The sequence below is a fragment of the Variovorax sp. P1_G12 genome, from assembly GCF_056405555.1.
The window spans coordinates 88,295-110,862 of sequence record NZ_JBFUBW010000002.1 but is presented as its reverse complement, the minus strand read 5'-3'; the positions used below and the strand labels follow the sequence as shown (position 1 = coordinate 110,862).

General features: G+C 67.3%; 18 protein-coding genes. 15 read left to right on the top strand and 3 right to left on the bottom strand.

The features are described 5' to 3' along the window. Positions 1 to 4 precede the first annotated feature (4 nt). Positions 5 to 445, top strand: coding sequence for a DUF1178 family protein (locus AC1D2O_RS02695; RefSeq protein WP_478087714.1), 441 nt, complete (start codon positions 5 to 7; stop codon positions 443 to 445). Positions 446 to 715: 270 nt separating this feature from the next. Here the strand turns inward: AC1D2O_RS02695 and AC1D2O_RS02690 are convergent, their stop codons facing one another. Continuing rightward, positions 716 to 2,497 (bottom strand): ABC transporter transmembrane domain-containing protein, encoded by a 1,782-nt coding sequence (locus AC1D2O_RS02690; RefSeq protein WP_478156126.1) that lies wholly within the window; start codon positions 2,495 to 2,497, stop codon positions 716 to 718. Positions 2,498 to 2,576: 79 nt separating this feature from the next. On the opposite strand from AC1D2O_RS02690, the gene AC1D2O_RS02685 reads away from it, so the two are divergent. From AC1D2O_RS02685 to AC1D2O_RS02670, 4 genes are read left to right on the top strand one after another with little or no spacing between them, the layout of a single operon-like run. Further along, complete coding sequence (locus AC1D2O_RS02685; protein WP_478087712.1) at positions 2,577 to 3,131, top strand: MarR family winged helix-turn-helix transcriptional regulator; 555 nt, start codon at positions 2,577 to 2,579, stop codon at positions 3,129 to 3,131. After that, entirely contained in the window at positions 3,112 to 4,590 is a 1,479-nt protein-coding gene (locus AC1D2O_RS02680; protein WP_478087710.1) for an efflux transporter outer membrane subunit, read from the top strand. Before AC1D2O_RS02685 ends, AC1D2O_RS02680 begins: the two co-directional genes overlap by 20 nt. 39 nt (positions 4,591 to 4,629) lie before the next feature. After that, positions 4,630 to 5,940, top strand: a complete 1,311-nt coding sequence (locus tag AC1D2O_RS02675) for an EmrA/EmrK family multidrug efflux transporter periplasmic adaptor subunit (RefSeq protein WP_478087709.1) — start codon at positions 4,630 to 4,632, stop codon at positions 5,938 to 5,940. Between the two features lie 17 nt (positions 5,941 to 5,957). Further along, the gene (locus AC1D2O_RS02670; RefSeq protein ID WP_478087707.1) at positions 5,958 to 7,517 is read left to right on the top strand and encodes a DHA2 family efflux MFS transporter permease subunit; all 1,560 of its coding nucleotides are present in this window, start codon (positions 5,958 to 5,960) and stop codon (positions 7,515 to 7,517) included. Between the two features lie 9 nt (positions 7,518 to 7,526). Here the strand turns inward: AC1D2O_RS02670 and AC1D2O_RS02665 are convergent, their stop codons facing one another. Further along, positions 7,527 to 8,417, bottom strand: a complete 891-nt coding sequence (locus tag AC1D2O_RS02665; RefSeq protein ID WP_478087705.1) for a LysR family transcriptional regulator — start codon at positions 8,415 to 8,417, stop codon at positions 7,527 to 7,529. Between the two features lie 131 nt (positions 8,418 to 8,548). Between AC1D2O_RS02665 and AC1D2O_RS02660 the strand changes: the two genes are divergently transcribed. From AC1D2O_RS02660 to AC1D2O_RS02615, 10 genes are all read left to right on the top strand, one after another. Then, positions 8,549 to 9,700 carry a CaiB/BaiF CoA transferase family protein gene (locus tag AC1D2O_RS02660; protein WP_478087703.1) on the top strand — a complete coding sequence of 384 codons (1,152 nt, stop codon included), beginning with the start codon at positions 8,549 to 8,551 and terminating at the stop codon, positions 9,698 to 9,700. Positions 9,701 to 9,761: 61 nt separating this feature from the next. After that, positions 9,762 to 10,739 (top strand): Bug family tripartite tricarboxylate transporter substrate binding protein, encoded by a 978-nt coding sequence (locus AC1D2O_RS02655; protein ID WP_478087701.1) that lies wholly within the window; start codon positions 9,762 to 9,764, stop codon positions 10,737 to 10,739. A 26-nt stretch (positions 10,740 to 10,765) separates the two neighbouring features. Further along, entirely contained in the window at positions 10,766 to 12,643 is a 1,878-nt protein-coding gene (locus AC1D2O_RS02650; protein ID WP_478087699.1) for an acyclic terpene utilization AtuA family protein, read from the top strand. 124 nt (positions 12,644 to 12,767) lie between these two features. Continuing rightward, a complete protein-coding gene (locus AC1D2O_RS02645) occupies positions 12,768 to 13,538 on the top strand; it encodes an ABC transporter ATP-binding protein (protein WP_478156124.1) in 771 nt (256 codons plus the stop codon). 86 nt (positions 13,539 to 13,624) lie between these two features. Continuing rightward, complete coding sequence (locus tag AC1D2O_RS02640) at positions 13,625 to 14,335, top strand: ABC transporter ATP-binding protein (protein WP_478094201.1); 711 nt, start codon at positions 13,625 to 13,627, stop codon at positions 14,333 to 14,335. 58 nt (positions 14,336 to 14,393) lie between these two features. Continuing rightward, positions 14,394 to 15,569, top strand: coding sequence for an ABC transporter substrate-binding protein (locus AC1D2O_RS02635; protein WP_478094205.1), 1,176 nt, complete (start codon positions 14,394 to 14,396; stop codon positions 15,567 to 15,569). A gap of 49 nt (positions 15,570 to 15,618) precedes the next feature. After that, positions 15,619 to 16,812, top strand: coding sequence for an ABC transporter substrate-binding protein (locus AC1D2O_RS02630; RefSeq protein WP_478156122.1), 1,194 nt, complete (start codon positions 15,619 to 15,621; stop codon positions 16,810 to 16,812). A 133-nt stretch (positions 16,813 to 16,945) separates the two neighbouring features. Beyond that, on the top strand, positions 16,946 to 17,821 hold the full coding sequence (locus tag AC1D2O_RS02625; protein ID WP_478156120.1) for a branched-chain amino acid ABC transporter permease: 876 nt from the start codon (positions 16,946 to 16,948) through the stop codon (positions 17,819 to 17,821). Positions 17,822 to 17,843: 22 nt separating this feature from the next. Next, the gene (locus tag AC1D2O_RS02620; protein ID WP_477650530.1) at positions 17,844 to 18,833 is read left to right on the top strand and encodes a branched-chain amino acid ABC transporter permease; all 990 of its coding nucleotides are present in this window, start codon (positions 17,844 to 17,846) and stop codon (positions 18,831 to 18,833) included. A gap of 602 nt (positions 18,834 to 19,435) precedes the next feature. Further along, positions 19,436 to 20,185: a hypothetical protein gene (locus AC1D2O_RS02615; RefSeq protein ID WP_478156118.1), complete on the top strand. Its 750-nt coding sequence runs from the start codon at positions 19,436 to 19,438 to the stop codon at positions 20,183 to 20,185. 48 nt (positions 20,186 to 20,233) lie between these two features. Here AC1D2O_RS02615 and AC1D2O_RS02610 read toward each other — a convergent pair whose 3' ends face one another. Next, a complete protein-coding gene (locus AC1D2O_RS02610) occupies positions 20,234 to 22,309 on the bottom strand; it encodes an O-linked N-acetylglucosamine transferase, SPINDLY family protein (RefSeq protein WP_478093008.1) in 2,076 nt (691 codons plus the stop codon). Between the last annotated feature and the right edge of the window lie 259 nt (positions 22,310 to 22,568).

Here is a 22,568-nt window from a genome sequence, read left to right as displayed (position 1 = left end):
GCCCATGAAGGTCCTCAACCTCCAGTGCGCCCACGGCCACGGCTTCGAGGGGTGGTTTGCATCGCAGGATGCATTCGACACCCAACTCGCCGGTGGCCTGGTGGAGTGCCCGATGTGCGGCGACACGGCCATCACCAAGCTGCTGGCCGCGCCGCGGCTGAACCTCGGCAATGCCAAGCCGCCGGTCGAAGCGCCGCCGGCCAGGGCGCCGGCCGTCGATTCACCCGAGGCGCGCTGGTTGCGCGCGGTGCGCGAGGTGATCGCCCAGACCGAGGACGTCGGTGAGCGCTTCGTCGACGAAGCCCGAAAGATGCACTACGGCGAAGCCGAGGAGCGCGGCATCCGCGGCCAGGCGACGCCCGAACAGGCCCGCTCGCTGGCCGAAGAAGGCATCCCCGTCTTCACGCTGCCCCTCCCGGCAGCCCTCAAAGAAACGTTGCAGTAGCGCTCGCCCCCAGGTTGCCCGGCACTTCGTGTCCGGGCCCCCACCCCCTGCCGGGGGCAACACCAGCGGCCCGGCGAAGCCGGTTCCGCGGTGTTTCACCAACGGGCCTGGCTGCGCCGGCCGGTGAATACTGGTGCTGTTCTTGTTTTCGGCTGCGCGCAGCGCGCCGGTTCGTGGGCAGTCGCGGAACCGGCTTCGCCGGGCCGCTGACTGCGCCCCCGGTAGGGGGTGGGCGCCCGACACGAAGTGCGGGCAACCTGGGGGCGAGCGTCAAGTATTGAATTGGAGGGCGGCCAGCCGGGCGTAGACGCCGTTCTGCGCCACCAGCGCCGCATGCGTCCCCTGTTCGACGATGCCGCCGTGGTCCAGCACCACGATGCGGTCGGCCTTCTGCACCGTGGCGAGCCGGTGGGCGATGACCAGCGTGGTGCGGCCCGACATGGCGGATTCGAGGGCCGCCTGCACCATGCGCTCGCTCTCGGCGTCCAGCGCGCTGGTGGCTTCGTCGAGCAGCAGCAGCGGCGGGTTCTTGAGCATCGCGCGGGCGATCGCGATGCGCTGGCGCTGGCCGCCCGACAGGCGTACGCCGCGCTCGCCCAGGAAGGTGTCGTAGCCCTCGGGCAGGGCCCGCAGGAAGCCGTCCGCGAAGGCGGCGCGGGCGGCCGCGTGGACTTCCTCGACGCTGGCGTCGGGCCGGCCGTAGCGGATGTTCTCGAGCGCGCTGGCCGAGAAGATCACCGCATCCTGCGGCACCAGGCCGATGCGCTTGCGCAATTGATCGAGCGACAGCGCCGCCAGCGGCGTGCCGTCGAGCGTGATGCGGCCGGACTGCGGGTCGTAGTAGCGCAGCAGCAACTGGAACACGGTGCTCTTGCCGGCCCCGCTCGATCCCACCAGCGCCACGGTCTCGCCGGGCGCCACCTGGAGCGTGAAATCGCGCAGGGCAGGGGTGCCGGGCCGCGAGGGATAGTGGAAGCCCACGCCCTCCAGGCTCAGGGCGCTGCCGGCCTCGGGCACCGGTGCCTGGGTCGGCTGCTCCGGCGACAGGATCACTGGCCTGGCATGAAGCAGTTCCATCAGGCGCTCGGTGGCGCCGGCGGCGCGCAACAGGTCGCCGTAGACCTCGCCGAGCACGGCCGCGGCGCTCGCGAGGATGATCACGTAGACCACGGTCTGCCCGAGATGGCCGGCCGTGATGTCGCCGCGCAGCACCGCTTGCGTGCCCTGGTACAGGCCCCAGAGCAGCGCCGCCGAGGTGGCGATGATGATGAATGCCACCAGCACCGAGCGCGCACGCGTGCGGCGCACCGCCGTGCGGAAGGCGCTGTCGGTCGAGGCATCGAAGCGCGCCGCCTCGCGCGCTTCGGCGGTGTAGCTCTGGACCACGGGAATCGCGTTGAGCACCTCGGCCGCGATCGCGCTGGAGTCGGCCACCCGGTCCTGGCTGGCGCGCGACAGCTTGCGCACGCGGCGGCCGAACCACATGCTGGGCAGCACGACCAGCACCAGGATGCCGAATACCTGCACCATCACGTAGGGATTGGTCCAGACCAGGATGGCCAGGGCGCCGACGCCCATCACCGCATTGCGAAGCCCCATGCTGAGCGAGGAGCCGACCACGGTCTGCACCAGCGTGGTGTCGGCGGTCAGGCGCGACAGCACCTCGCCGGTCTGGGTGGTCTCGAAGAACACCGGGCTTTGCCGCAGCACATGGGCGTAGACGGCATTGCGCAGATCCGCCGTCACGCGCTCGCCCAGCCAGCTCACCGTGTAGAAGCGCGCTGCCGAGAACAGCCCGAGCGCCACGGCGACGGCGAACAGGGCGACGAAATGCTCGCGCAGCGCCATCGTCTGCGCCCCCTTGTCGGTCGAGACCAGGCCGCCATCGATGAGGCTGCGCAGGGCGATCGGGAATACCAGGGTGGTCGCCGCCGCCAGCACCAGGAACACACCCGCGAGGACGATTTGCGTGCGGTAGGGGCGCAGAAAGGGCGCCAGGCCCGACAGGGACTTCGGCGAGCCTTTGGCGAGTGAGGGAGAGGGGGAAGCCATATCCGAGCGATTCTAGCGAAACGCTTGCCTCACCAAAGGTCGCCTTGACAGTAATTGCCGAGGCAAATAATATGCGGGTATGTCCGAATCCAAGACCCCTGAGGACCGCTCCGCGGCACCTTCGCCCGGCAAACCGCCGGCGGTCGAGGCTTTCTACAAGCCCGAGAACTACCGTGCGGAGGAGAGCATCGGCTACATGATGCGTCGCATCCTGAGTGCGGTCTCCCAATCGGTCGAATCGCACATGTGCGAGCCCGGCAGCCCGACCTATCCGCAGTGGGTGCCGTTGCACAAGCTGCACACGGGCAAGGTCACCACGGTGGCCGAGCTGGCGCGCGAGTGCCTGCTCGATACCGGCGCCATGACGCGCCTGCTCGATCGCCTCGAGGCCAAGGGCCTCTGCCGGCGCGTTCGCTCGGTGGCCGACCGGCGCGTGGTGCACATCGAGTTGACCGACGAGGGCCGCGCGGCGGCCCGCGAGGTGCCGCAAATTCTCAGCCGGGTGCAGAACGAACACCTGGCCGGATTCACCAACGAGGAGTGGGAGCAGCTCAAGAGCTACCTGCGCCGCATCCTGGACAACGCACAGGCCTTGTCGGCCCGTGGAGAAAATGATGACTCGACCTCTTCCTGAGCCGACCTTGCGGCGTGCGAGTGCGGTCGCCGCGGCCGTGCTGGCGCTGGCCATCGCGGGTTGCGCCGACATGGGCGCGATCGCCTCGAACCCGAAGCTGCAGACCGCGGAGAGCCTTGGCCTGGCCGCCGCACCCGCCGCCCCGGCCGCACCGACGCTCGACAGCCAATGGTGGCTGGCCTTCGGCGATCCGCAGCTCAACGCGCTGGTCGACCAGGCCACCGAAGGCAACCCCAATCTGCAGATCGCCCTTGCCCGGCTCGCGCGCGCCCAGGCGTCCGTGATGACGGCCGAAGCGGCCGACATGCCCCAGATCCACGGCGCCCTCGACCTGACGCGGCAGAAGTTCAGCGCCAACTCCATCTATCCGCGGCCGCTCGGCGGCTCCGTCCAGGAAACCGGCACGCTGCAGATCGGCGCCAGCTGGGAACTCGACTTCTTCGGCAAGAACCGCACGGCGCTCGACGCCGCGCTGGGCACGGCCAATGCGGCCGCGGCCGAGGCCGATGCCGCGCGCATCCTGCTGGCGAGCAACGTGGCGCGCGGCTACGTCCAGTGGGCACGGCTGAACGACCGGCTGGTGGTGGCCCAGCGCGCGCTGGCACAGCGCGAAGAACTGCTCAAGCTGGTGCGCGACCGCGTGTCCGCCGGCCTGGACACGCGCCTGCAGCTGAAGCAGAGCGAAAGCAGCGTGCCCGAGGCCCGCCAGCAGATCGAGGCGCTGGACGAGCAGATCGCGATCTCGCGTCACGCGCTCGACGCCCTGGTGGCGAGGCCCGGCGCGACCCAGGCGCTGGCGCCGCCGAGGCTGGGCAACTTCAAGGGCATGGCCCTGCAGCAGACCATTCCGGCCGATCTGCTGGGCCGGCGCGCCGACATCGCCGCCGCGCGCTGGCGCGTCGAGGCCGCGAGCAGCGACGTCGCGAATGCGAAGACGCAGTTCTATCCCAACGTCAACCTGGTGGCCTTCGCCGGCTTCTCGAGCATCGGCTTCGGCAACCTGCTGAAGTCGGACAGCCAGCAGTGGGGCGTCGGCCCCGCGATCCGCCTGCCGATCTTCGAGGGCGGCCGCCTGCGCGCCAACCTGCGCGGCAGGTCGGCCGATCTGGACGCCGCGATCGACAGCTACAACGCCACCGTCTTCGACGCGGTGCGCGACGTCGCCGACCAGGTCACGAGCGTGCAGTCGGTGGCGCGCCAGCAGATCCAGCAGCGCGAGGCGCAGGACGCCGCCGAGGCCGCCTACGACATCGGCCTGCAGCGCTACAGCGCGGGGCTCGGCAACTACCTGGACGTCCTGACGGCCGAGATCACCGTGCTGGCGCAGCGCCGCGACGGTGTCGACCTCGCGGCGCGGGCACTTGAAAGCCAGGTCGGCCTGGCGCGCGCGCTGGGTGGCGGCTGGCAGCCCTCGGACGCCACCCGGACCGCCGCCGCGCCTGCGGCCGCGCATCCCTGAACACTCCCGAACACTGCTTCGAATCCGAAAGACACCGTCATGGACAACAGCAACAACGCCCCATCCGCTGCGCCGATCGAGCCCATCGCCCAGGCGCCCGCCGCCAACAACAAGCGCCGCCGTGCGTTGACCGCGCTCGCCTCGGTGGTGGTGCTGGCCGGCGCCGGCTGGGGGGTCTACGAATGGCTGGTCGCGAGCCACTATGAAACGACGGACAACGCCTACGTGCAGGGCAACGTCATCCAGATCACGCCGCAGATCGGCGGCACCGTGATGGCGATCATGGCCGACGACACCGATCTGGTGAAAGCCGGCCAGCCGCTGGTCCAGCTCGATCCCTCCGATGCCCGGGTGGCGCTCGAGCAGGCCGAGGCCGCGCTGGCGCAGGCGGTGCGCCTGGCACGCACCCTGTATGCCAACAACGGCTCGCTGGCGGCGCAAGTGACGCTGCGGCAGGCCGACATCGTGCGCGCGCAGAGCGACATCGCGCGGGCGCAGGACGACCTCAAGCGCCGCCAGGCCCTGTCGGGCAACGGCGCGGTGTCGAAGGAAGAGCTGAACCATTCCGAGACCGCACTGGCCAATGCCAAGAGCCAGCTGGCGGCGGCGCAGGCCGGCGTGCTCTCCGCGCGCGAACAGCTGACCAGCAACCAGTCGCTGACCGAGGGCACCTCCGTCGAGCGGCATCCGAGCGTGCTCGCGGCTGCGGCCAAGGTGCGCGAGGCCTATCTCGCCACCCAGCGCGTCGCGATGCCGGCACCGGTCGAGGGCTACGTGGCCAAGCGCACGGTGCAACTCGGCCAACGCGTGGCCGCCGGCACGCCGATGATGTCGATCGTGCCGCTGAACCAGCTGTGGGTCGATGCCAATTTCAAGGAAGTGCAGTTGCGCAATATCCGTATCGACCAGCCCGTGAAACTCACGGCCGACCTGTACGGCAAGAAGGTCGCGTACGACGGCCGGGTCGCCGGCCTCGGCGTCGGCACCGGCTCGGCCTTCGCGCTGCTGCCGGCGCAGAACGCCACCGGCAACTGGATCAAGGTGGTGCAGCGGGTGCCGGTGCGCATCGCGCTCGACCCCGAGCAGCTCAAGGCCAACCCGCTGCGCGTAGGCCTGTCGATGGACGCAGAGATCGACATCTCGAAGAAGGACGGCAAGGCGCTGGCCGACGCGCCACGCGGCAGTGCGCTGATCCAGACGCAGGTCTACAGCAAGCTCGACGGCGGCGCCGATGCAGAGGTCGAACGCATCATCGCCGCCAACCTCGGCCGCGATGCGCCGCGCCAGGCGCCGGCGGCCCGCCCCGCGCCGTCCGCGACGCCGACGCCTTCGCCAGCGCATCCCGGCTGATCGGGCGAGCGCGCGCGATGTCGAACGCCACCGCTTCCCAGCCGCTGCCGCCGCTCGAGGGCTCCGCCCGCGTGTGGGGCACGATCGCGCTCTCGGCCGCGACCTTCATGAACGTGCTCGACACCTCGATCGCGAACGTGTCGCTGCCGGCGATCGCCGGCGACCTCGGCGTCAGCTCGACGCAGGGCACCTGGGTCATCACCAGCTTCGCGGTGGCCAACGCCATCGCGGTGCCGCTCACGGGCTGGCTCACGCAGCGCTTCGGACAGGTGCGGCTGTTCATGACGAGCGTGCTGCTGTTCATCATCAGCTCGTGGCTCTGCGGCCTGGCGCCGAACATGACGACGCTGATCGCCTTCCGCGCGCTGCAGGGCTTCGTGGCCGGGCCGATGATCCCGTTGTCGCAGACGCTGCTGCTGTCGAGCTATCCGCGCGCTAAGGCGGGCCTGGCGATGGCGATGTGGTCGATGACCACGCTGGTCGCTCCGGTGATGGGGCCGATGCTCGGCGGCTGGATCACCGACAACATCTCCTGGCCCTGGATCTTCTACATCAACATCCCGGTCGGCCTGCTGGCCGCGGGCATCACCTGGGGCATCTACCGCAAGCGCGAGAGCGTGACCCGCAAGGTGCCGATCGACGGCATCGGGCTGGCGCTGCTGGTGCTCTGGGTCGGTGCGATGCAGCTGATGCTCGACAAGGGCAAGGAGCTCGACTGGTTCCATTCGGCCTTGATCATGACGCTGGCGGTGGTGGCGGTGGTCGGCTTCGCCTTCTTCCTGATCTGGGAGCTGACCGACAAGCATCCGGTGGTCGACCTGTCGCTCTTCAAGCGGCGCAACTTCTGGTCGGGCGCGCTGGCGACGGCGGTGGCCTATGGCCTCTTCTTCGGCAACGTGGTGATCCTGCCGTTGTGGCTGCAGCAGTTCATGGGCTACACGGCGACCCAGGCCGGCATGATCATGGCGCCGGTCGGAATGCTGGCGATCATCTTCTCGCCGATCGTCGGCCTCACGGTGGGCAGGGTCGACCCGCGCCGCTACGCGACCTTCTCGTTCCTGGTGTTCGCGCTGGTGCTGTGGATGCGCTCGAACTTCAACACCCAGGCCGACTTCTGGACCATCATGATCCCGACCATCATCCAGGGCGTGGCGATGGCCTTCTTCTTCATTCCGCTGGTGACCATCACCTTGTCGGGCCTCTCGCCCGATCGGATCCCGGCGGCCTCGGGCCTGTCGAACTTCCTGCGCATCACCGCGGGCGCGATCGGCACCTCGAGCGCGACCACCTTGTGGGAGAACAGGGCGGCCTTGCACCACGCGCAGCTGGTCGAATCCGTGAACCAGGGCAGCGCGGCCGCGAACAGCACGATCGCCAACCTGGGCGCCGGCGGCTTCAGCCCCGAGCAGGTGCTGGGCCAGATCAACCGCATCGTCGACCAGCAGTCCTTCATGCTGGCCACGAACGACGTGTTCTACGGCTCCGCGATCCTGTTCCTGCTGCTGATTCCGCTGGTCTGGCTGGCCAGGCCGGCCAGGGGCGCAGGCACCTCGGACGCCGCGGCCGGCGCGCACTGAGCGGGCGCCCTACGCAAGCCGCTGGAGCGACTCCATGAACGCCCGGCTCACGGGCGAGAGCGACCGGCCGACCCGCGTGACCACGCCGACCGGCCGGGACATCACGGGCCGCTGCAGCGGTATCGCGACCAGGTCGTCGTTCTTGATGAGTTGAAGGGCCAGCCGCGGCAAGGCCGTGAGGCCGAGGCCCGCCGCCACCAGGGCTCCCGCCACGGCGATGCTCGGATACTCGATGGCCGGCAGGATCGGCAGGCCCTTCTGAAGAAAGGCCGCATCGGTGATCGGCCGGATGCTGCTCCTGAAGCTGCTCGCGATGAACGGGCGGGCAGCGAACGCGGACCAAGGCACCGAGGACTTCGCGCTCAGGGGGTCGTCGCGACGACACAGCAGCACGAAGGGGTCGTCGAGCAGATGGCGGTAGAGCAGGGGCTCCTGCGGCGCCGGCCGCACGCTGATGGCCATGTCGGCCTTGCCTTCGTCGATGGCCGTTCGCAGCAGGTCCGCGGGCCCCTCGATCAGCGAGAACTGGACCTGCGGGTGCAGCAGGCGGAACGCGGCGATCGCTCGCGGCAGCAGTGCCACGCCGGCCGAGGGCAGCGACGCGACGGTGACGTGGCCGCTGCGGCCCTCCAGGAACTGCGACAACTCGCTGAACGAACTGTTGAAGTTCTCCAGGATCCGCAAGGCAATCGGGAGGAGCTCCTTGCCGGCCGGCGTGATTTCCACATGCCGCGTGTCGCGGTCGAACAGGCGCGCGCCCAGCGCCGACTCGACCACCTTGATCGTCCGGCTCAAGGCCGGCTGCGATACGTGCAGCGCCTGGGCCGCCGATCGAAAGTTGACCGTTCGGGCGACTTCGACGAAGGCCTCAAGTTGCTGAAGGGTGATGCCGATCCGCATGCCGTGTGCGTGGTGAATTGATCCGATAGGGTTATCAGAGTTATAGGATTATTGTCCTTCCCACATCAGGCGCATGCCGCCAGAATTTGTTGCTGTACGGAGACATGAGGTCGAGAGACCTCGGCAAACGCATGAACAACATTCTTGAAGGCATTCGCGTGCTCGAGCTGGGACAGGTCCTGGCGGGGCCTTTCGCCGGCGCGATCCTCGCCGATCTCGGCGCCGAGGTGGTCAAGCTCGAACGTACCGAAGGCGGGGACGACGCCCGCCACATGGGCCCGGCGTTCCGCCATGGCGATGCCCACAACTTCCACATCTTCAATCGCGGCAAGAAGTCGGTCGCGATCGACCTCAAGAGCGACGAGGGCCTGGCGGCGTTCGAGCGCCTGGTCGCGGACACCGACATCCTGATCCACAACCTGCGCCCCGGTGTCACGAAGACGCTGGGCATCGACGGCCCCGCGCTGTGCGAGAGGCACCCGCGCCTGATCTATTGCGAGATCTCCGCGTTCGGCCACACCGGGCCCATGCGCATGCTGCCGGGCTACGAGCCGTTGATCCAGGCCTTCAGCGGGCTCTCCAGCATCAACGGCGGCCCCGAGGATCCACCGATGCGCACCGGCGCGTCGGTCTGCGACCAGGGCAGCGGCATGTGGACGGTCATCGGCGCGCTGGCGCTTCTTCAGCGCAGGCATTCGACGGGCAAGGGCGGTGTCGTCAGCACCTCGTTGCTGGAGACGGCACTGGTGTGGACCGGCCAGAAGGCCGACGCCTACGTGAACGAAGGCCGGCTGCCGGACCGGCACCGCTCCGGCCATCCGGGCTTCGTGCCGTACGAGGCGTTCGAGACCGCCGATGCACCGGTGCTGATCTGTTGCGGCAACGACCGGCTGTTCGCCAAGCTCGCGCTCGAGCTCGGCCGCGCCGACTGGATCGAGGATGAGCGCTACGCCACCAACCGTGCGCGCCTCGGCCACAAGGCGGCACTGCTGGCAGAGCTGGCCCCGTTGCTGAAGGCGCAAACGCGCTCTCAGTGGCTCTCGCGCTTCAAGGCCTCCGGCGTCCCCTGCGCCCCCGTGCACACCGTGCCCGAGGCCATCGCCCATCCCCAGGTCGAAGCCCTGGGCATGTTGCAGGCGGTGCCCGGCGAAGACTTCCGCTTGACGGCGCTGCCGTTGTCGATCGACGGCGTGCGCCCCGCGCACCGCGCCGTGGCGCCGCGGCTGGGTCAGCACAACGCCGACTACGGCATCCCTTCAAGAGAGAGCGGCAGCGATGCCTGACCTGCCGAGGCGCGGCCGGCGTCGTTGACCGCATCCAGCCAATTTTCAAACAGGAGACCACATGCCTCGTTTCTTCCATCGCGCCCTGGGCACTTCGGTGGCCGTTGCCGCCCTGATGTTGTGCGGCGGACTCGCGCACGCGCAGTCCTACCCAGACAAGCCGATCACGATCGTGGTGCCTTTCGCCGCGGGCAGCGGTACCGATCAGCAGGCGCGCAGCATGGCGCAGGCCCTGAGCACCGAATACAAGGTGCCCGTCGTTGTCGACAACAAGGCGGGCGCGAGCGGCTTCATCGCCGCGCAGTACGTCGCGAAGGCCGCGCCGGACGGCTACACGATGCTGATGACCACCAACACCACGCACGCGGCCAACGAACACCTCTACAAGAAGCTGCCCTATGACCCGGTCAAGGACTTCACGCCCGTGGCGCTGCTCTCCAAGGGCCACATGCTGCTGCTCGTGAACGAGTCGTCCCCGATCAAGTCGGTGGCCGACCTGATCGCCGCGGCGAAAAAGTCGCCCGGCAAGCTCAACTTCGGCAGCGGCAGTTCCTCCAGCCGGGTGGCCAGCGAGCTGCTCAAGCAGATGGCGGGCGTCGACATGGTCAACGTCCCCTACAAGAGCAACCCGATGGCGATCACGGACCTGCTGGGTGGCCAGGTCGACTTCATGTTCGCCGACGCGCCGACCGCGTTGCCCCAGGTCAAGAGCGGAAAGCTGCGCGCCCTCGCGGTGAGCGGCACCCGGCGGCTCGCCGCGGCCCCCACGGTGCCGACGGTGGACGAGGCCGGCGTCAAGGGGTACGACATGTCGTACTGGACCGCGGTCTACCTGCCGCCGAAGGCGCCGGCCGCGGTCACGGCCAAGCTCAACGAAATGCTGATCAAGGTCTCCGCATCGCCCGCCATCGTGGCCTATCAGGCGACTTCGAGCGGCGAGGCGGCGACGAGCACGCCGGAAGGCCTGGCGGCGTTCCAGACCGCCGAATCCCAGAAGTGGGGCCGCGTGATCCGGGCCGCCGGCATCGAGGCCGAGTGATTCGCTGAATTTCCAAAGGAACGATGATGAACAAACGGACCGTGAGGATCGGTGGCGCCTCGGGCTTCTGGGGCGACAGCTCGGTGGGAGCGCCGCAGCTGGTGGAGCAGGGCGGGATCGACTACCTGGTGTTCGACTACCTGGCGGAGCTCACGATGTCGCTGCTGGCCGGCGCCAGGCTGAAGAACCCCGACATGGGCTATGCGACCGATTTCGTGACCTCGGCCATGGCGACGGTCCTGCCGATGGTGGTCGCCAAGAACATCCGGGTGATCGCGAACGCAGGCGGCGTCAATCCGAAGGCCTGCGCTGCGGCCGTCGAGAAGCTGGCCGCCGGCCTCGGCCTCGAGGTCAAGGTCGCGGTCGTCACGGGCGATGACGCCCTGCCTCTGATCGACGCGCTGCGCGCGCAGGGCATCGGCCACATGACGACGGGCGAGCCCTTGCCCGAGCGGCTGGTCAGCGCCAATGCCTACCTGGGGGCGGCGCCGATCGCGAGCGCCTTGGCCGCCGGCGCCCAGATCGTCATCACGGGGCGCTGCGTCGACAGCGCGGTGACGCTGGGCGCGCTCATGCACGAGTTCGGATGGGGCGCCGACGACTGGGACCGCCTGGCGGGCGGCAGCCTCGCGGGCCACATCATCGAATGCGGATGCCAGGCCACGGGCGGGCTTCACACCGATTGGGATCGGGTGCCCGACTGGGCGCACATCGGCTACCCCATCGTCGAATGCGCGTCCGACGGCTCCTTCACGGTCAGCAAGCCGCCGGGCACCGGCGGACTGGTCTCCCGCGCCACGGTCGGCGAGCAACTGCTCTACGAGATCGGCGACCCGTCGGCCTATTTGCTTCCGGACGTGGTGTGCGACTTCCGCAACGTCGGCATCACCGAGACCGGGTCAGGCGAAGTCCGCGTGGCCGGTGCCAAGGGCCGTCCGCCCTCCGACAAGTTCAAGGTCACCGCGACCTACGCCGCGGGGTACCGCTGCAACGCCGAGCTGCTGATCGTCGGCTTCGACGCCGCGGCAAAAGCCCGGCGCACCGGCGAGGCCATGATCCGTCGCACGCGCGATCTCTTCGAAGCGCGTGGCTGGAGCGACTTCAGCGCGACGCACATCGATGTGCTGGGCGCCGAGTCCAGCTATGGGCCGCATGCGACCCGGCATCCGCCGAGGCAGGCCGTGCTGCGCGTCGCCGTGACGCATGCCGAGAAGGCCGCGCTCGAGGTGTTCGCGAAGGAAATCTCCGCGGCCGGAACCTCCTGGGCGCCGGGCACCACCGGCATGGGCGGCGGCCGGCCTTCGGCGGCGCTGTCGATCCGCCAGTTCCCGTTGCTCGTCGACAAGGCGCTGTTCACGCCCTTCGTCGAACTCGGTGGCGAGCGGTGGGCCGTGCCGGCGAGTTTGCCGGTCGCGGGGGGGCAGACGCCCGAAGCTCCCGCCGCGCAGGGTGGCGCCTTGGCCGACCTGGCCAAGGATGACACCACCGCGATCGATGACGACCGGGTCGAAGTTCCGCTGATCCGGCTGGCCTACGCCCGCAGCGGCGACAAGGGCGACACCTCGAACATCGGCGTCATGGCGCGGCATCCGGCCTTCCTGCCGACGCTGCGCGCCCAGCTGACGCCGGAGGCGGTGGCTTCCTACCTGGCGCATCTGGTCCGGGGAAAGGTGACCCGCTATGAGTTGCCCGGCATCGACGCGATGAATTTCGTCTGCGAAGAAGCGCTGGGCGGCGGCGGCATGGCGTCGCTGCGGGTGGACCCGCTTGGAAAGAGCATGGCGCAGATCCTGCTGTCGATGCCGATCCAGGTCGCTGCCCGGCAGCTGGATGCGGCGGCGTCCGAGCTCTACCGTGCAACGGCGCAACAGCTTGGGTCGGAACCGGGGCCGAGCCGCGGCTAGGCATTTGCCCCAGTAGGCAAGTCTTGCCGCCGCCGCAAACAATGCGGTCCGCGCAACCATGGTGGTGCGCTGAGATGGACCGCATGACCGAATTTTTCTGCCAGCCGATGGGCGACCGCGCGAGATGAGCGACATCATTCTCGAAACACGCCAGCTCACCAAGGAATTCAAGGGCTTCACCGCGGTCAGCAAGGTCGATCTCTCGGTCGTGCGCGGCTCGATCCACGCGCTGATCGGCCCCAACGGTGCGGGCAAGACGACCTGCTTCAATCTGCTGACCAAGTTTCTCGAGCCGACCTCGGGCACGATTCTCTTCAACGGAATGGACATCACGAGTGAGCGCCCGGCGCAGATCGCGCGGCGCGGCATCATCCGCTCGTTCCAGATCTCGGCGGTGTTCCCGCACCTGACCCTGCTCGAGAATGTGCGCCTGGGCCTGCAGCGGGCGCTGGGCACCTCCTACCATTTCTGGAAGAGCGAGAAGTCGCTGAAGCCGCTCGATGCCCGCGCCCGCGTGCTGCTGGCCGAAGTCGGTCTCGAGGACCTGGCCGACGAGCTCACTGTGAACCTGCCCTACGGCCGCAAGCGCGCGCTCGAGATCGCGACCACGCTCGCGATGGAGCCCGAACTGATGCTGCTCGACGAGCCGACCCAGGGCATGGGGCACGAGGACGTGCACCGGGTGGCCGAACTGATCAAGCGGGTGTCGGCCGGCCGCACGATCCTGATGGTGGAACACAACATGAGCGTGGTCTCGACCATCGCCGACACGATCACGGTGCTGCAGCGCGGCGCGGTGCTGGCCGAGGGGCCGTACACCGAGGTCTCGCGCAATCCGCAGGTGATGGAGGCCTACATGGGCACCACCGACGGCGCACTGCAGGGAGCCCATTGAATGACCCCCACGCTCCTCACTTCGTGTAGTTCGCTGCCCCCCGAGGGGGCGCGTGCCTCCCTTGGGGCGGCCCGGCGGGAGGCACCATGACAACCCCCGCACTCGAGATCAAGGGTTTGCAGGCCTGGTACGGCGAATCGCACGTGCTGCACGGCGTCGACATGGTGGTGCAGCCGGGCGAAGTCGTCACGCTGCTGGGGCGCAATGGCGCCGGCCGCACGACGACGATGCGCGCCGTGCTCGGCCTGACCGGCACCCGCAAGGGCAGCATCAAGGTCAACGGCGTCGAGACCATCCACATGGCGACGCACCGCATCGCCCACCAGGGCATCGGCTATTGCCCGGAAGAGCGCGGCATCTTCGCCAGCCTTTCGTGCGAGGAGAACCTGCTGCTGCCACCGGTGCTCAAGAGCGCCGACAAGGGCATGTCGGTGGACGAGATCTACGCCATGTTCCCGAACCTGGCCGAGCGCCGCAACAGCCAGGGCACGCGGCTGTCGGGCGGCGAGCAGCAGATGCTGGCGGTGGCGCGCATCCTGCGCACCGGCGCCCGGCTGCTGCTGCTCGACGAGATCTCCGAAGGCCTGGCGCCGGTGATCGTGCAGGCGCTCGCCCGCATGATCCACACGCTGCGCGGCAAGGGCTACACGGTGGTCATGGTGGAGCAGAACTTCCGCTTCGCGGCCCCGCTGGCCGACCGCTTCTACGTGATGGAGCACGGCCGCATGGTCGAGGCCTTCGGCGCCGCCGAGCTCGAGGCCAAGATGCCGGTGCTCAACGAGCTGCTCGGTGTTTGATTTTTTTTCGCAACCTGTTGATCGGACGGAGGTCCCCATGAAGAACCAGTTCAGCGCAATGACCCTGGCCATCGCCGCGATGGCGCTCGCTTCCGGCGCCGCACAGGCACAAGAGAAGGTGAAGATCGGTTTCGTCACCGACATGTCGAGCCTGTACGCCGACCTCGAGGGCAAGGGCGGTGCGACCGCGATCCAGATGGCGATCGACGATTTCGGCGGCAAGGTGCTCGGCCAGCCGATCGAGCTGCTGACCGCGGACCACCAGAACAAGGCCGACATCGCCGCCTCCAAGGCCCGCGAATGGATCGACACCGCGGGCGTGACCATGGTGTTCGGCGGCACCAACTCCGGCACCGCCCTGGCGACGGCCAAGGTGGCGCAGGAAAAGAAGCGGGTCTACTTCAACAACGGCGCCGCCTCCTCGGCGCTGACGAACGAGCAGTGCAGCCCCTACACGGTGCACTATGCCTACGACACCGTCGCGCTGGCCAAGGGCACGGGCGGCGCGGTGGTCGACCGCGGCGGCAAGAGCTGGTTCTTCCTGACCGCCGACTACGCCTTCGGCCATGCGCTCGAAGCCGACACCGCGGCGGTGGTCAAGGCCAAGGGCGGCACGGTGGTCGGCGCGGTCCGGGCTCCGCTCAATGCCTCGGACTTCTCGTCCTTCCTGCTGCAGGCGCAGAACTCGAAGGCGCAGATCCTCGGCCTGGCCAACGCGGGCGGCGACACCATCAATTCGATCAAGGCCGCGAAGGAGTTCGGCATCGGCAAGACCATGAAGACCGCGGGCCTGCTGATCTTCCTGACCGATGTCCACAGCCTGGGCCTGAAGAACACCGAAGGCCTGCTGCACACCACCAGCTGGTACTGGGACCTGAACGACGACACCCGCAAGTTCTCCAAGCGCTTCTTCGACAAGACCAAGCGCATGCCGACCGACATCCAGGCCGCCGACTACTCGGCCACGATGACCTACCTGAAGGCGGTTCAGGCGGCCAAGACCACCGATGCCGACAAGGTGATGGCCGAACTCAAGAAGACGCCGATCAACGACTTCTACGCCCAGGGCACGATCCGCGCCGACGGCCGCATGGTGCACGACATGTACCTGGTCGAAGTCAAGTCGCCGGCCGAGTCGAAGCAGCCCTGGGACTACCTCAAGGTGATCGCCAAGCTGCCGGGCGACCAGGTGTTCACGCCCAAGGCCGACTCCAAGTGCGCGCTCTGGAAATGACGCGCCGATCCAACGATTTCTCTCACTCATCTCTCTTTTTGATTCGACAATGAAAAAAACAATCGCGCTGACTGCGGTCTCCTTCGCCGTCGCCCTGGCGGCCGGCAGTGTCCAGGCACAGGAGAAGGTCAAGATCGGATTCATCACCGACATGTCCAGCCTCTATGCCGACGTCGAAGGCAAGGGCGGGGCGACCGCGATCCAGATGGCGATCGACGACTTCGGCGGCAAGGTCAACGGCCTGCCCATCGAACTGGTCACGGCCGATCACCAGAACAAGGCCGACATCGCCGCCTCGAAGGCGCGCGAGTGGATCGACACCGACAACCTCACGATGCTGTTCGGCGGCACCAACTCGGGCACCGGCCTCGCGCTGGCCAAGGTCGCGCAGGAGAAGAAGCGCGTCTTCATCGTCAACGGCGCGGGGACCTCGGCGCTCACCAACGAGCAATGCAGCCCCTACACAGTGCACTACGCCTACGACACCGTGGCGCTGGCCAAGGGCACCGGCGGCGCGGTGGTGGGGCAGGGCGGCAAGAACTGGTTCTTCCTGACGGCCGACTATGCCTTCGGCGCGGCGCTCGAGGCCGATACCGCCAAGGTCGTGAAGGAGAAGGGCGGCACGGTGGTCGGCGGCGTCAAGCATCCGCTCAACGCATCGGACTTCTCTTCGTTCCTGCTGCAGGCGCAGAACTCCAAGGCGCAGATCCTCGGCCTCGCGAACGCGGGCGGCGACACCATCAACGCGATCAAGGCCGCGAAGGAATTCGGCATCAACAAGTCCATGAAGATGGCCGGCCTGCTGGTCTTCATCACCGACATCCACAGCCTGGGCCTCAAGAACACCGAAGGCCTGCTGCTCACCACCAGCTGGGACTGGAACCTCGACGAGAAGACCCGTGCCTTCGGCAAGAAGTACTTCGACAAGACCAAGCGCATGCCGACCGACATCCAGGCCGCGGACTATTCGGCCACGACGGCCTACCTGAAGGCGGTGCAGGCCGTGAAGAGCACCGACGCCGACAAGGTGATGGCGGAACTCAAGAAGACCCCGATCAACGACTTCTACGCCAAGGGAACGATCCGCGCGGACGGCCGCTTCGTGCACGACATGTACCTGATGCAGGTCAAGTCGCCGTCCGAGTCGACCCAGCCGTGGGACTACTACAAGATGGTTTCCAAGCTGCCGGGCGAGCAGGTCTTCACCTCCTTGGCCGAAAGCAAGTGCGCCCTCCTGAAATGACACCCCCCCGAAGCGCCTGCGGCGCTGCCCCCTCCAGGGGGCGATACCAGCGGCCCGGCGAAGCCGGTTCCGCGGTATCCCTGGCGTGGGCCCACGCCGCCGGGAGGGGCGCGGCGGCCTCTTTGAACAGCTTATGAACATCTCGCTTCCTGCCTTGTTGAGCCAGCTCCTTCTGGGGCTGGTCAACGGGTCGTTCTACGCGATCCTGAGCCTCGGGCTCGCAGTGATCTTCGGCCTGCTCAACGTGATCAACTTCGCGCACGGCGCGCTGTTCATGCTGGGCGCGGTGCTGACCTGGATGGCGATGAATTACTTCGACGTCAACTACTGGGTCATGCTGGCGGTGGCGCCGCTCATCGTGGGCCTGTTCGGCGTCCTGATCGAACGCCTGCTGCTGCGCTGGATCTACAAGCTCGACCATCTGTACGGCCTGTTGCTCACGCTCGGGCTCACGCTGCTGATCGAGGGCGTGTTCCGCTCGGTCTACGGCGTCTCGGGCCTGGCCTACGACACGCCCGATGCGCTGGCGAGCGCCACCGACCTCGGCTTCATGATCCTGCCCAACTACCGGGCCTGGGTGGTGGTGGCCTCGCTGGTGGTCTGCTTCGCGACCTGGTTCGTGATCGAGAAGACGCGCCTGGGCGCCTACCTGCGCGCCGGCACCGAGAACCCGCGCCTGGTCGAGGCCTTCGGCGTCAACGTGCCGCTGATGATCACGCTGACCTACGGCTTCGGCGTCGCGCTGGCGGCCTTCGCGGGCGTGCTGGCGGCGCCGGTGATCCAGGTCTCGCCGCTGATGGGGCAGAACCTGATCATCGTGGTGTTCGCGGTCGTGGTGATCGGTGGCATGGGCTCGATCATGGGCGCCATCCTCACCGGGCTCGGGCTCGGTGTCATCGAAGGCCTGACCAAGGTGTTCTATCCCGAGGCCTCCTCGACCGTCGTGTTCGTGATCATGGTGATCGTGCTGCTCATCCGGCCGGCCGGCCTGTTCGGCAAAGAGAAATGACGCGGCCCCAACGCATAGAGCCATGAGAAAAATCACCCCTGTTGTCTACGCGCTGCTGCTGATCGCGCTCGTTGTCGCACCCTTCGTCGGCGCCTATCCGGTGTTCGTGATGAAGCTGATGTGCTTCGCGCTGTTCGCCTCGGCCTTCAACCTGCTGCTGGGCTACACCGGCCTGCTGTCCTTCGGCCATGCGGCCTTCCTCGGCGGTTCGGCCTACGTGGCCGGCCATGCGATGAAAGTCTGGGGCCTGACGCCCGAGCTCGGTCTCATCGCCGGCACCGCGGCCGGTGCCTTCCTGGGCTGGATCTTCGGCCTGCTGGCGATCCGTCGCCAGGGCATCTACTTCGCGATGATCACGCTGGCGCTGGCGCAGATGGTGTTCTTCGTCGCGCTGCAGGCCAAGTTCACCGGCGGCGAAGACGGCCTGCAGGGCGTGCCGCGCGGCAAGCTCTTCGGCCTGATCGACCTGCAGAGCGACCTCACGATGTACTACGTCACGCTGGTGATCGTGGTGGCCGCCTTCCTGCTGATCGTGCGCACCATCCATTCGCCCTTCGGCCAGGTGTTGAAGGGCATCAAGGAGAACGAGCCGCGCGCGCTGTCGCTGGGCTACGACGTCAGCCGCTTCAAGCTGCTGGCCTTCGTGATCTCGGCCGCGCTGTCGGGCCTCGCGGGTTCGCTCAAGACGCTGGTGCTGGGCTTCGCGACGCTGTCCGACGTGCACTGGAGCGCCTCGGGCCAGGTGATCCTGATGACGCTGGTCGGCGGCCTCGGCACGCTGTCGGGCCCGCTGGTCGGCTCGGCCGTGGTGGTGCTGCTCGAGAACAAGATCGGCGAGTTCGGCCACCTGCTGGCGCGTCTCACGACCATCGACTGGTTCAACACCCTGGGCGAGTCGGTCACCATGGTCACGGGCCTGATCTTCGTGGTCTGCGTGCTGGCCTTCCGGCGCGGGATCATGGGCGAGATCATCGCCTTCATCGATCGGCGGCGTGGGGTGGCGAGGGGCTGAGGGCTCCTGTCGAAAAGGGTCACCGTTGGGGCGGCCTCCGCCCGAGGGTGCCACCAGTCTCGCAAGCTGCGGGGGCTGTTCTTTTCATTGTTCCCTTGCGCAGCGGAAGCCCAATGCCGCGTGCGTAGGCAGGCGAACGCCCGAGGGTGACGCGGCGCGAGGTGTGGGCGCGAGAGCGACTGGCCCACCGGGATGGTGGCGTCCCGGAGGCCCGAGTTGGAGCAGATGGCCTGGAGCCTTTGAACCGCCTGCAGCGCCATCGGGCCCCATCGTTCCCGCCTGCATGGACGGATGATGGTCGGGGCTCAAGGTGACCTCAATCCATGGCAGCTCCGGCATCTCGTGAAGCCGTTGGCGGCTGCCTTCCGCCCGGAAATGCCGTCTATTTTCGAACCCCAGACTGGGAGTGTTCGATCGAAAAATACGGATGCTCCCATCTTATTTTTGGAAATTTCACGGGCTGAGTCATCTTTTTTTGGATTAAGGAAAATGGCAGAATTGTTCATCTTTTTTAATCTGTGCCCCTTGTGAACAATTTTCAGATACGTCAAATATTCTATGATCAGAAAACAAGAGATTCAGCTGATCCAGGATTCATGCCATTGGATAATCTTCAAAACAAGAGGCCCGACTGGTATGAGCTATGGGTGATTAAGATTTTCATTGAAAAATCAGGGCTGGCGGAGGATTCGTGGCATGGATTCTTTTCTCCAAAGTTCTTTGCAAAAACTCGCCTGAAGTCGTCCGATGTGTATTCCTTTTTGGAAAAACTGGATTCTTCCGCAGAGGTGGTGACCATTTCCTATTCATGGGAGCAGACGGCATACTTTCTGAGTCATTTCGAGCAGGGTGATCTTTTCCATCCTGGCTTGAAGCGCGTGAGCCAACATTTTTTTGACCGCATTGCGCAGGGGGTCGATCTCGATAAAATCGTTGGCCACAGTGGCAATAGTGCCTTTTGCAATTTCGTGATTGCCAAGCCGATTTACTGGAGAAAGTGGCTTGAGCTTGCCACTGCATTCTTCAATTTTGTCGAAGACGAGAACGAAGCGCTTTCAGCGGGTCTGAAATCGACGACCAACTATGGTTCCGTGTTGAACCAGACGCCGATGAAGACTTTCGTGCAAGAGCGATTTCCTGCGGTGCTCTTGGCAACCAACCCGTTCCGGACGAGCGTCCTGGACATCAGCGATCGACAGCCGATGTTCGCTCGCCTTTTCGAAGAGCATCCGCGGACCCGCCGCTTGTTGCTGGCATGCGATGCGCTCAAGAGCGAGCATGTCGCAACCGGTGACCCGGATCTGTTGACGGCCTACTGGAAGCTCAGGGCCCAGATACCCAAGAAGTTCTGAAGACCCTGCACGAGAGTTCCTTGGGCGCGCGGTCCGAAGGCTGCTGATTCAGTTGCCGGTCGCCAGCTGAATGATTTCCCGCCGCCCCTCCAGCGCCTGCGCATGCATCGCGCGAAACAACGCATCCAGCTGCCGCGCAAAGCGCTCGGGCCGGAACAGGGCCGAAGCCGGCACGCGCTCGGCCAACGCAGCGCGCAGTGCCTGCCGCCGCGGCGCATCCTGTGCCAACGCAATCGCCAGTTCCCGATAACCAGCACTGTCCGCGGCCACCAGTTCCCCCAATCCGACCGCGTGCAGCAGGCTCGCCGCCATGCGGCTCACGAAGGTCTCGCCCGCGCGCGTGACCAGCGGCACGCCGGCGCGCAGCACGTCGCTGGCCGTGGTGCCCGAGTTGTAGGGAAAGGTGTCGAGCGCAATATCGGCCAGTGCGATCCGCGCCTGATGCACGGCCAGCGGGCGGCGCTCGGCGAAGACCAAGCGCTCGGGCGCCACGCCGCGTCGGGCGGTTTCGTCGCGCAGGCTCTGCGCGGTCGTCTCGGAACCGGGAGGCGCCAGCCACAGCACACTGCCGGGCACCGCCTGCAGGATGTGGCACCAGTCGTCCCACAGCTGCGGGGTGAGCTTGAAGATCTGGTTGAAACTGCAGAACACCAGCGCGTCTTCGGGCAGGCCTTCGTCGGCGCGGCTCGGCGGCGCCGGCAGCGGATGCAACGCGCCGTTGGGCTGGTAGCACTCGGGCATCAGCGCCAGCGTTTCGCTGAAGTGGTGCGCCAGGGCCGGCGGCGTGGCGACAGCGTCGCCGATCACGTAGTCGGCCAGGCGCGGCTCGCCCAGGCTGCCGATGTAGCCGAGCCAGGAGGCGATCACGGGAGCAGGGCGAAGGGCGGTGATCCCGAGCCGCGCGTGGGTGGTGTAGCCGGTCAGGTCGACCAGCACGTCGATGTCGTCGTCGCGGATACGCCGCGCGGCATCGAGGTCGTCCATGGCGCTGATGTCGGTGAAGTGGTCGGCCGCTTGCTGCAAGGCGCGGCGCTGCGCGTCGTCGGCCGGCGGGCCGTAGGCGTAGAGGAACACTTCCGACAGCGCGCGATCTTGCGCGGCGATCACCTCGGTCACCAGGTGCGCGACCGGATGGTTGCGGAAGTCGGCCGACAGGTAGCCGATGCGCAGGGCACCCTCGCGCGGCGTGGCGGCGGCGACCAGCGGCGGCTGCGCCAGGGCCCAGTCCCAGCGCTGCCGGGCAAAGCGCCGCGCCGCGCTGCGCTGCAGTTCGGCACTGCTTTCGGGCAGGGCCAACAGGTAGAGGGGCGCCAGTTCGCTGGGCTGCTCCCGGTCCAGTGCCGAAATCAGGTCGCGGGCGGTCGGCCGGCCGTCGGGCCGCCAGTCCGCGACATCGCGGCGCAGGCCAAGCGCGTTGCCGATGTACCTGGGATTGTGCGGATCGAGGACGATGGCCTGCCGGTAATACCGCAGCGCTTCCTCGGGGCGCTTCAGGCGCTTGAGCAAGTCGGCCAGGTTGCCGATCGCCGGCAGGAACCGGGGCAGCAGACGCAGGGCCTCTCGATAGCATGGCTCAGCGGCTGCGAGATCCTTGCGGTTCTCCAACTCGTAGCCCAGGTTGGTGTGGGCGTTGACGTAGTCGGGCTTGGCAGCGAGTGCTTGCCTATAGCAATGCAGGGCTTCGTCCCGGCGGCTCGCCTGGAAGCTGCGGGCCAGCAGGTTGCCGAGATTGTTCCAGGCCGTGGCCTGCAACGGGTCCAGCGCCACGGCCCGCCGATAGGCGGCCTCGGCGTCCTCGGGTCGACGCAGCGCGTTCAGCGTCATGCCGAGGTTGGTATGGGCATCGGCACCGGCGCCCGCCGCGATCGCCGCCTGCAGGTAGTTCGCGGAGGCCGGAAGGTCCCCCTGCAGGAAGCACGCCACGCCCAGCAATGACAGGCCATCCCGATGGCTGGGCGCCAGCGGCAGCAGCTTGTCGCGGCAAAGAACAATGACTGCGTTCCACTGGCTTTGCCGATACAGCGCCAGGGCTTGTGCATAGAGTGCGTCGGGCCCCGCCGGTCTCGGCGCCGCCGCGAAGCGGGAAAACAGCGGGTGCGGCTTGGGGGAGCGGGGTCGGTTCATGCGTACGGCGATGCGGGGGCGACACCCATCGTAGTGGCGGGCCGCCTTCGTCCGCGGAGCGCTTCGACCAACGCGCAGCGTCTGCTGAAGATCGAGAAAGGTACTGCGGCAGGGCGCGCAGTTTCCCTGCAATTGACAGCCAGATCGCCTGCCGGGCCCGATGTTCAGACCCGCCGCGCAGCCGCGCCGCGTGGTCGCGTTCCCTGCGCGAGGTTTTTGGCAGTTTCAGAACAGTCTGATTTCCGGCGGCAGCCTGACG

Coding starts and splice junctions, on each gene's coding strand:
- AC1D2O_RS02690 (WP_478156126.1), bottom strand. CDS start 2,497: ATGGCTTCCCCCTCTCCCTCACTCGCCAAAGGCTCGCCGAAGTCCCTG.
- AC1D2O_RS02650 (WP_478087699.1), top strand. CDS start 10,766: ATGAACAAACGGACCGTGAGGATCGGTGGCGCCTCGGGCTTCTGGGGC.
- AC1D2O_RS02675 (WP_478087709.1), top strand. CDS start 4,630: ATGGACAACAGCAACAACGCCCCATCCGCTGCGCCGATCGAGCCCATC.
- AC1D2O_RS02645 (WP_478156124.1), top strand. CDS start 12,768: ATGAGCGACATCATTCTCGAAACACGCCAGCTCACCAAGGAATTCAAG.
- AC1D2O_RS02630 (WP_478156122.1), top strand. CDS start 15,619: ATGAAAAAAACAATCGCGCTGACTGCGGTCTCCTTCGCCGTCGCCCTG.
- AC1D2O_RS02665 (WP_478087705.1), bottom strand. CDS start 8,417: ATGCGGATCGGCATCACCCTTCAGCAACTTGAGGCCTTCGTCGAAGTC.
- AC1D2O_RS02635 (WP_478094205.1), top strand. CDS start 14,394: ATGACCCTGGCCATCGCCGCGATGGCGCTCGCTTCCGGCGCCGCACAG.
- AC1D2O_RS02680 (WP_478087710.1), top strand. CDS start 3,112: ATGACTCGACCTCTTCCTGAGCCGACCTTGCGGCGTGCGAGTGCGGTC.
- AC1D2O_RS02670 (WP_478087707.1), top strand. CDS start 5,958: ATGTCGAACGCCACCGCTTCCCAGCCGCTGCCGCCGCTCGAGGGCTCC.
- AC1D2O_RS02660 (WP_478087703.1), top strand. CDS start 8,549: ATGAACAACATTCTTGAAGGCATTCGCGTGCTCGAGCTGGGACAGGTC.
- AC1D2O_RS02620 (WP_477650530.1), top strand. CDS start 17,844: ATGAGAAAAATCACCCCTGTTGTCTACGCGCTGCTGCTGATCGCGCTC.
- AC1D2O_RS02610 (WP_478093008.1), bottom strand. CDS start 22,309: ATGAACCGACCCCGCTCCCCCAAGCCGCACCCGCTGTTTTCCCGCTTC.
- AC1D2O_RS02625 (WP_478156120.1), top strand. CDS start 16,946: ATGAACATCTCGCTTCCTGCCTTGTTGAGCCAGCTCCTTCTGGGGCTG.
- AC1D2O_RS02640 (WP_478094201.1), top strand. CDS start 13,625: ATGACAACCCCCGCACTCGAGATCAAGGGTTTGCAGGCCTGGTACGGC.
- AC1D2O_RS02695 (WP_478087714.1), top strand. CDS start 5: ATGAAGGTCCTCAACCTCCAGTGCGCCCACGGCCACGGCTTCGAGGGG.
- AC1D2O_RS02685 (WP_478087712.1), top strand. CDS start 2,577: ATGTCCGAATCCAAGACCCCTGAGGACCGCTCCGCGGCACCTTCGCCC.
- AC1D2O_RS02655 (WP_478087701.1), top strand. CDS start 9,762: ATGCCTCGTTTCTTCCATCGCGCCCTGGGCACTTCGGTGGCCGTTGCC.